The sequence below is a fragment of the Dyadobacter luteus genome, from assembly GCF_003383615.1.
GTDB lineage: Bacteria > Bacteroidota > Bacteroidia > Cytophagales > Spirosomataceae > Dyadobacter > Dyadobacter luteus.
Genome location: NZ_QNUL01000012.1, coordinates 151,629 through 160,293, shown reverse-complemented (window position 1 = coordinate 160,293; position 8,665 = coordinate 151,629). Strand labels below are relative to the sequence as shown.

At 45.7% G+C, this 8,665-nt stretch carries 7 protein-coding genes; 4 read left to right on the top strand and 3 right to left on the bottom strand.

Features of this window, described 5'->3' with window-relative positions:
• Window positions 1-492, top strand: a 492-nt coding sequence (locus DSL64_RS29290) for a hypothetical protein (RefSeq protein ID WP_229217109.1), incomplete at its 5' end; no start/stop codon positions are given.
• Between the two features lie 326 nt (window positions 493-818).
• Here the strand turns inward: DSL64_RS29290 and DSL64_RS16085 are convergent.
• Window positions 819-1,040, bottom strand: a complete 222-nt coding sequence (locus DSL64_RS16085; protein ID WP_115831936.1) for a hypothetical protein — start codon at window positions 1,038-1,040, stop codon at window positions 819-821.
• A 397-nt stretch (window positions 1,041-1,437) separates the two neighbouring features.
• The gene (locus DSL64_RS16080) at window positions 1,438-1,671 is read right to left on the bottom strand and encodes a helix-turn-helix domain-containing protein (RefSeq protein ID WP_115831935.1); all 234 of its coding nucleotides are present in this window, start codon (window positions 1,669-1,671) and stop codon (window positions 1,438-1,440) included.
• A 549-nt stretch (window positions 1,672-2,220) separates the two neighbouring features.
• Here DSL64_RS16080 and DSL64_RS16075 point away from each other — a divergent pair.
• From DSL64_RS16075 to DSL64_RS16065, 3 genes are read left to right on the top strand one after another with little or no spacing between them, the layout of a single operon-like run.
• Window positions 2,221-3,582: a TlpA family protein disulfide reductase gene (locus DSL64_RS16075; RefSeq protein WP_115831934.1), complete on the top strand. Its 1,362-nt coding sequence runs from the start codon at window positions 2,221-2,223 to the stop codon at window positions 3,580-3,582.
• Window positions 3,583-3,603: 21 nt separating this feature from the next.
• Window positions 3,604-6,813 (top strand): SusC/RagA family TonB-linked outer membrane protein, encoded by a 3,210-nt coding sequence (locus DSL64_RS16070; protein WP_115831933.1) that lies wholly within the window; start codon window positions 3,604-3,606, stop codon window positions 6,811-6,813.
• An 18-nt stretch (window positions 6,814-6,831) separates the two neighbouring features.
• Window positions 6,832-8,193: a RagB/SusD family nutrient uptake outer membrane protein gene (locus tag DSL64_RS16065; RefSeq protein WP_115831932.1), complete on the top strand. Its 1,362-nt coding sequence runs from the start codon at window positions 6,832-6,834 to the stop codon at window positions 8,191-8,193.
• Window positions 8,194-8,248: 55 nt separating this feature from the next.
• Here DSL64_RS16065 and DSL64_RS16060 read toward each other — a convergent pair whose 3' ends face one another.
• Window positions 8,249-8,557, bottom strand: coding sequence for a hypothetical protein (locus DSL64_RS16060; RefSeq protein WP_115831931.1), 309 nt, complete (start codon window positions 8,555-8,557; stop codon window positions 8,249-8,251).
• Between the last annotated feature and the right edge of the window lie 108 nt (window positions 8,558-8,665).

The window sequence follows — 8,665 nt, the reverse complement described above, 5'->3', positions numbered from 1 at the left end:
AGTTCTCAGAGAAAGTGGGCGATGGGATTGCATAAATCAAATACTAAAGCAAGCTGCGTAGAATTGAAATGCACCCCCATCATAGTGGCATTGCTAGATTCGAAATTCCAACTTTTCCTGAAAGAGTTACCTGGGTTTCTCTCAATCAGGTTATCAGCCGACGGACTTGTCCACTTCGAAAAAATAATCCAATTCAGAACTGAAATCCAAATTCTAATTTTATGGGTCAGTGCTGCATTTGTAATCTTCCTCACTGCATTTGCAGTAGGTAGTCGTTTTTCTAAAAATGGTAATGCCGAGTTCTATTCCGTTATTGTATTTGTTAATATACTGCCTTTCGGACTGACAGGTTTAGGCTTAGCATTCCTGACGAAACCTATGGTTATGATAGAATTTATCATTACCATAATCATCAGTACTATATTATTCTCGGGCTCTGTGTACTTTTTAAAAAATGGACTTCAAATTATTCGCCGTTATTTTTTTAGCTAACGTTAAGTGAATAAATCTTAGCCGACTGGACTACTTGTTCTGCCCAAAAAACCAACAGATTTCGTTGCGAGATAGCCGATTTGAAAAATATAGACGTTTCTTAGCTGTTTACCGCATCAATCATTGTTACCTGAAAAAGATTTACAAAGAGCTGGTATCATTGAAACTTAGCCCATACTGCTCTAATTATTGTACTGTTGGGATTTTAGAGCCGGATGGCGATATAATCGGCGTTAAGTGCAGTGATTACAATTCGCAGTGATTACAATTCACGGTAAGGCCGATTTGATTTGAACAAGATAAGCAGAAAAAAGGGGCGATCTTGATTAAACGGTGCATAACTTCAGATGATTGATGCAACCGGATAGTTTAATTGGCTCATTCTTAACTGACAACATTTTGACATTGACTTCATCAACTTGTAAAAGAATATTTTGAGACTTATCCTGTATATCCAGAAACGATGCCAGTTCGCTGTCCAGTTTTTTCAAATCGTGTGTCGTCTTCTCCCGTTCGTATAAATCCAGACCTGGAATAGATTCTGTCAAATATTTGACCCTGTTTGTAGCAATTGCTGCTCTGATGGTTGCTGTGCCTGACGGGTTAACTCCTTTAAAAGTTTCTACTTAAGTATTTTTTATGGCTATTATGTGTATCCGTTTTTCTTCGTTCTACACTGGTGTAAAGGTGATAGTAGGATTTAGTACGAATTCCTGTTCACCATATTTTCCACTTTTTCGCAGGTTCTCCTTTTGATAATTGAATTCTGTGTTCCACTGTATGTTAATACTTATTAGAGGTTCTCCTAATAGTCAATGTACGCAGGCTATCGAGTGAAATGTTGGAAAAGAAAATTCGAACCTGACATAAAGCTTGTTAGAGGTCAAGGATTAACTTGATAATAAATGCCACAAACCGCCTTTTACAATGTCCTCTCAATAACCATCAAGACGGATTATTGTAGTATGCGAACAATTCAGAAGGTGAAACTTCAAGGCCTTCTGCCAACGAAATGATCGTCGACAATGCTGGATTCACTTTTCCTTTACAGATTCTCTGTACCTGAGAATATTCCAGCCCTGACGCAGCAGCTAGCTTTCTCAAACTCAACCCTCTTTCTTCAGCGACGGTTAAAACTGCCTTGGCAAATTTCTCCTGACGTTCCTCTTTACTTTCCATTTCGGAAAGTCTTCTTATTCAAAAAACTTTTTGACGTATGATCATACGCCAATTCAATATTTAATGTTATATTTGTTTTGATTTTCACGCAAACGAGTAATATTTCGATGCGTCAATCTCAAAAAACGCGATACTTCACAAAGAAATTTGAAGCATTCGCTTAGTGTCTCACATTAGAAAACTGGTAATTTTTGCAGCGAGACAATAGGCAGAATAGCTCACGACCTAGGCGTGGGTTTGCTTGTTGCTGCATGGTATACCAGTACCTCTAATGAAATAAGCCAAGTTCCACGCCTTTTATAGGCTCCCCTACCACCGCACATCAGGGAACTGGCTTAGAGTTAATTTTTGTCGAACGCTGCCGTAGCTACGGAAGCACAAACTGATTAACGCATATGATTGCCATTATTACCCTTGTAATCTGTCCACCGGACTAAGCACAATTCCCGTACACATAATCTGACCGTCAATTGACGGTTACGGTATTGTCGTTTTCCCGCTTAGAAAACGAGCAGGCCCCCTATTGTTTTCACTCCAATCTCTTTTGCAATGAACTCACGTTTTTGCTCACCAGGGAAGCTATTGCCTTACCTGTTGTATCTTCTACTTTCATTTTTACTAATGCTCTGCTGGCGGCCTGCAAAAGCCCAGCAGGTCAAAGCCCCATTCCGTTCACTGTCTATTGGTGACACAGTCCCGGATGTAATTATCCAAAACGTTTTAAACTATAAAACCCCCACTGCCAAAGTCTCGGATTTCCGGGGTAAGCTACTGATACTGGACTTCTGGGCTTACTGGTGCAGTCCTTGTGTGTATATGATCCCCAGAATGGATTCACTTCAAAAACAGTTTGAAGGCAAGATCCAGTTTTTGGCAGTGACAACAGAGCCCACAGCAAAAGTGGCCGGCTTCCGGGTTAAACACGAGAAAAGATTTGGTAAACGTATAGCGCACCCGGAAGTCGTTTCAGATACGGTTCTAAGCAGGATGTTTTACCATTCAACTTTCCCACACTATGTCTGGATTGACCAGACTGGTGTAGTGCGTGCGATTACAGATATGAAGCAGGTAAACGCGGAAACAATCAGCTCACTTCTTCAAAAGTCAAATCAGGTTATCAGCGAAAAGAAAGATGCAGTCCGGATACCTTACTCGGAAAAACTCCCACTGCTTGCCAACGGCAACGGGGGCGATGGCAGCAAGATGCTCTACCACTCTGTGATGACCAGTTACACGCCCGGAATACCCGGAGGATTTTCCTTGAATAACCAGCCTAATGAAGGTAAAAGAATCACAGTCCGCAATTGCAGCAGGCTCTGGTTATACCGGATTGCTTACGCGCAGCCCGGAAAGTGGTTTGATCAGGGAAGCGTAGTCATTGAATCAGACAGCGCGTCGGCGCTCACCTCAAAACTTTATGGTGCTGACTACCGAAACTGGCTGGATAACGGGCATGGCTTCTGCTACGAGTTGATCGTACCGGCCTCTTTGTCTGAGAAAACAAACCAGTTGATGCGCAAGGACCTGGAGAACCTGTTCCCTGAATTTTCAGCGAGCGTTGAGCTTCGAAGAAAAAAATGCCTTGTGCTGCAATTGACCGGGGACAAAAGCAAGCTGGAATCAAGCAGTAAAGGGCCCGTTCATGTCCAGGTCGACCGCTTCGGCTGGCAGTTAAACAATGCGACGCTGTCGATGCTTGTGGACAGGATTAACAAATCACAAAATCATCCAATACCTGTCGTAGACCAGACCGGGCTTAAAGAGCGGGTAAACCTTCAGATCGAATCAGGGCTTTCTGACCTCAAAGCGCTCAATGTTGAACTGGCGCGTTACGGGCTGAAAATGACAGAAACCGAGCTGGAGCAGGATGTACTCGTTATCCGGGATAATCTTTCTGCATCGGTCCGCTAACCCCTCCTTAAAACAGCATCTATGAAAACACTTTTCACCCTATTACTTATTATCATTCTGCCGGTTATCACCCTGGCGCAGCTTACCAAAGTCAGCGGCAGGATTGTTTCTGCCGACGATCAGACTCCGCTTGCAGGGGCATCTGTAATCCAGAAGGGCACGTTTCAGGGAGTGTCCGCTGATTCCTCGGGGCGGTTTACCATTTCTGTGAGCGGGGAAAACCCTGTGTTAGTCGTCTCCTTTATCGGCTATATCAAAAAGGAAGTCTCAGCGGCCAGCCAGAACCAATTGGTAATCCAGCTACAGACAGATGCAAACCAGCTCGGCGAAGTCACTGTTTCGAGTGGTTACCAACAAATCGCCAGAGAACGGGCTACCGGATCTTTTGTACAAGTCAATAATGAACTCCTGAACAGAAGTGTAAGCCCTGATATTATCAGCCGGCTTTCGGATGTAGTTCCCGGCCTTGTCTTCAACCGAAATGGTATTACTCCCCGTGACGCGCAAAGCCCGATCAGCATCAGGGGCCAGAGCACGCTATTTGCCAGACAAGACCCTTTGATCATTCTGGACAATTTTCCCTACACGGGCGATCTGGCATCGATTAACCCCAACGACATCGAAAGTGTCACTATCCTGAAAGATGCGGCGGCAGCGTCTATATGGGGCGCCCAGTCCGGTAACGGGGTCATTGTGATCACCACCAAAACAGGAAATTTCAATCAGCCCGCGCAGGTTTCAGTCAATAGCAATGTGACTTTGCAGCAGCGGCCTGACCTGTATTATCTTCCGCAGATCTCAACCTCTGAGTATATCGACATTGAAAAGACGCTGTTTGACAGGGGCTATTACAACAGTATTGAAAATGATGATGCGAAAACTGCGCTAACGCCCGTAGTGGACTTATTGATCGCAAAAAGAAACGGCAGTATCAGCCCGTCTGACGCTGATGCCCAAATCAATGCCTTTCGCGGCAAGGATGTCAGGGAAGATATTGGAAGGCACCTGTACAGAAACAGTGTGAACCAGCAGTATGCCGTCAATATTCGCGGGGGCGCAAAAAATCAAAGGTATGTGGTTTCAGCAGGTTTTGACAAAAACAGGGCCGCATCTGTCGGCAGTGATTTCTCCAGGGCCACCCTGAATGCAACAAATACCTATATGCTGCTTAGGGATAGGCTCGAGTTGACTACTGGCATCTATTACACATCTTCGAAAAGCCTGTCGAACACAGTGGGAGCAAGCGATTTGAACACTTCAGGTGGAAGGCCTCTTTACCCGTACGCCAGCTTTACTGACCAGAATGGCAACCCTGCCGCTTTAGTCCACTCCTACAGGAAAAGTTTTCTTGATCAGGCCAGCGCACAGGGACTTCTGGACTGGAGTTATAATCCGATCACTGACCAGAAACTTATGGATAATAACGAGCGTCTGACAGACTACCGTGTCAATCTGAACGCAGGCTATAAGATCAACTCCTGGCTGTCTGCCCATATTCTTTATCAATATGTTAACAATACAAGCCAGTCGCGCAGGCGTCAGGATAAAAACAGCTGGTTTGTGCGTGATATGGTCAACAGATTTACCGTCGTTGATCAGACAGGATCACTGACAAGGCCCGTGCCTTATGGCGACATTCTCAATATCAGCGATCTGCAGGCTATAACCCACAATGCAAGGGCGCAGCTAAACATCAACAAGGATTTCTCAAATCAAAGCAATTTAACTGCGCTTGCAGGAGCAGAAGTACGTGAGCTTGCCACCAAAGGCTTTTCAAACCGGTTATACGGATACGATCCCGAGCTGGCGACAAGCGTGGTGGTGGATCACCTTTCCAACTTTACTTCCTATGTCAATCCGGCGTCTAAGACTAACAGAATTACTCCCATTAATAACATTAGCGATCTGACAGACCGGTATATTTCCTATTATGGTAATGTTGCTTACAGCCACCTGGGCCGCTATATACTGTCTGCAAGTGCAAGGTATGATCAATCAAACCTGTTTGGGGTAAATACCAATCAGAAGGGTGTTCCTCTTTACTCGGTCGGTGGTAGCTGGAAAATAAACCGGGAACAGTTTTATAGTCTTTCCTGGCTTCCCTCCCTTACACTTAGAACCACCTACGGATACAATGGGAATATAGACAAGTCCTTGTCGGCATTTACTACCGCAGCCTATAGCCCCGCCCACTTTTCGGCGGCCGGATTGCCTTATGCCAGTATTGTCAATCCCCCTAACCCTGAGCTAAGGTGGGAACGGATCAGGATGATCAATTTTGCCATAGATTTCAAAACCAGGGGAAGTGTTCTGAGCGGTAGTATTGAGTATTACCTTAAAAAAGGAATTGATCTGATCGGGCAGTCGCCTCTGGCGCCGCAGACCGGTATGAGTGTCTTCAGAGGTAACACTGCCCATACCAGCGGCCAGGGACTGGACCTGAACCTTTCCTCACGAAACCTGAGAGGTAGCCTACATTGGAACACGGACTTTTTTATCAGCTATGCAGCAGACAAAGTCACCAGGTACCTGGTCAAGCCCACCAATGTCGTCGGCTCTTACTTGAGCGGTGGCACGGTTGTACCGGCCGAAGGCAAGCCCCTGTACAGTGTATACAGCTTTCAGTGGGCAGGTCTTGATCCAACGAACGGCAATCCGCAAGGTTATCTGCAATCAGAGCCGAGCAGCAATTACGCAGCCATAAGATCCTCGACCACTTTTGATGATCTGGTCTATCACGGCACACTGCGCCCGCTTTTCTTCGGTGCGCTGCGAAACACCTTTTCGTGGAGAGGTATCAGTCTGTCTGCCAATATCAGCTACCGTCTGAAATATTATTTCCGCACACCATCATTGAGCTATGATACAATATTAAGTGGGGCTGGCGGCCATGCGGATTACAGCCGAAGATGGCAGCAGCCTGGCGATGAGCTGCACACCCAGGTGCCTTCTATGCCGCAGGTAAACCAGTCGCAAAGAAATGAGTTTTACCGCTACGCCTCACTGCATGTAAAAAGAGGTGACCATATCCGGTTTCAGGATATCAACATTAGCTACTCGATCAACAAATCCCAGATTAAAGCCCTGCCGTTCCGTTCGGCGCAGATTTATGTGTATGCCAACAATTTGGGCATCATCTGGAAAAGAGCAGACGGACACCTTGATCCTGATGCGCTCACAGCGCCTCCAGCGCCAAGAAGCATCGCTGGCGGAATCAAAATCGATTTCTAACTTTTACCTCACTTGGAAATGAAACTTAGTAACATCTTCATTATTTGCCTGGCGCTACTGCTGGTTTGCTGTGCACCTGATTTTCTGGACAAAAAACCGAATCAGGCCCTGGTCGTGCCCAGTGAACTTGCTCACTACCAAGCCCTGCTTGACGCTTTTGCCGACGGTATGAATGACGCTCCCGGACTGCAGGTACTGGCAGCCGATGAGTTCTACCATCTTGAAAGCAACATTGCAAACCTGTCGGCCGTCGAGCGCAATACCTATTTATGGAACCAGGATATTTTTGAAGGCGCGGCCAGCAATGACTGGAACACCCCTTACCGCTGTATCTTCTACACCAATGTCGCGATTGATGGTCTTAACAGACTCGACCAAACGGTGAAAGAAACTGAAGCATGGCGAAAAGCTTATGGCAGTGCACATTTCTTTCGGGCCCATGCGCTTTTTAACCTTGCACAGCTCTTTGCACCTGCATACAACGCCCAGACAGCAAAAGACCTTCCTGGGGTTCCGGTTAGAAAAACGATGGACATCAATGAAATTGTCAGCCGCGGTAGCCTCCAGCAGACATATGACCAGGTGCTCTCTGATTTAACCCAGGCCAAAAAGATGCTCTCACCAGTGATGGATTATGAAAACAGGCCTTCCAAAGTAGCTGCATTGGCGCTTTTGGCAAGAGTATATCTTGTGATGCAATCTTATCAGAAAGCGATGGAGTCCGCGTCTGCCAGTCTTGCCCTACACGATAAACTGCTTGACTATAATACGCTGAACCCTTCGGCAACAAGGCCATTGCCACTCACATTGACCAAAAGTAACCCGGAAGTAATATTTGTTGTTAGGTTGAATGCTTATACACTGATGAATTCGACGAGCACAGGCGTTGACTCTGTGCTATATGAATCCTACCACGAAAACGATCTGAGAAAAACATGTTATTTCACATTCAGAAACGGGCATCACGGCTACAAGGGTAGCTATCAGGGAAGCACCACCTTTTTCGGAGGTCTGAGTACTTCTGAGTTATACCTGATACTGGCAGAATGCCATGCACGACAGTCAGAGACCGCCCCTGCATTGCAAAACCTGAATACGCTTTTAAAACAGAGATATAAAAGTGGAACATTTAAAGAACTGACTTCTGATGACAGCGAAATTCTTTCACTTGTTCTGCTGGAAAGAAGAAAAGAAATGTTCGCACGCGGCCAGAGATGGTCTGATCTGAAAAGGCTTAACCAGGATCCTGCCACTGCAACGACGATCAAAAGAGGGCTGAAACAGCAAGATTATACCCTTCTGCCTAATGCAAACAGATATGTTTTTCCAATCCCTGACAACGAGGTCTTGATAAGCGGAATCGGACAAAACCCCAGATAAAACAAAAAAACTGCTTGCCGGGGCTCCGGCAAGCAGTAACTAAGTAAACAGCGGCTTACTGCTGAACAAAACCTGTGTTTACTGTTGTACTCAGGTTATTTTGCTTATTAATGTTATCATCATGCTCGTTGGGTTGATAGCCTTCCTCAAAAACACCGCTGCACAGCAGCTCTGATTCCTCACAGCTGCCACTACTGGTTCCCTGAACCCAGGTTCCACTGTCGGTGTCATTAGCCGCAGTCCGGTACCAGATCTGAGTTGCGACATTACTTTTTACCACATCCGGCCCACTGGTTGCAACAGCTGCTCCCCCACCCAATACCAAAGCACAAACAAACAGATAATCGATTCTTAACTTTTTCATGATTTTTGAATTTTAAGTGTAACAGGATTAATTGTTGCCTACTCTGTTTTCAGGTTTTCAGCAGTCTGCGCATTTTGGCATGCGCAACCATTCCCTGGCGTAATCGGG